Source organism: Brevibacillus sp. SIMBA_040, assembly GCF_046535075.1.
Classification (GTDB): domain Bacteria; phylum Bacillota; class Bacilli; order Brevibacillales; family Brevibacillaceae; genus Brevibacillus.
Window position 1 is genome coordinate 1 of record NZ_JAWRXI010000066.1, and the last position, 413, is coordinate 413.

1 protein-coding gene is annotated in these 413 nt (G+C 50.4%); it reads left to right on the top strand.

Annotation, left to right across the window (positions count from 1 at the left end; translation table 11 throughout):
- Nucleotides 1–52: 52 nt before the first annotated feature.
- A partial coding sequence (locus SB752_RS31960; RefSeq protein ID WP_410719439.1) for a type I restriction endonuclease subunit R, EcoR124 family occupies nt 53–413 on the top strand: 361 nt, incomplete at its 3' end.

A 413-nucleotide genomic window follows, 5' to 3' on the forward strand; every position in this document is an offset into this window, starting at 1 on the left:
GGAGAGAACCGAGTACAAGTCCGAGGATCGAACGCTAGAGGTGACTCTGGATATGACTCAGCAACAGTATTTCACGCTGCTGCAGCGTTACAAAGAGCTTGCTAGCAACGGTAGTGGCGGAGGTGGCGATTCGATTCCGTTTGAGATAGACAGCCACATCTCGGAAATCGATACCGGCAAGATTGACACGGATTATATGAACTCGCGTTTTGCAAAATATCTGAAAGTTTTGCAAGGTGGCGATGCTGAAGCTCGAGAAGCAACATTGAGCGAGCTGCAACGCTCGTTTGCTTCCCTCTCGCAAGGCGAGCAAAGAACTGCCGAGATTTTCCTGCGCGATATTCAGCGTGGTGATGTGGTTATTGATCCTGCCCGTAGCTTCCGCGACTACCTGACTGATTATCAGACACAGG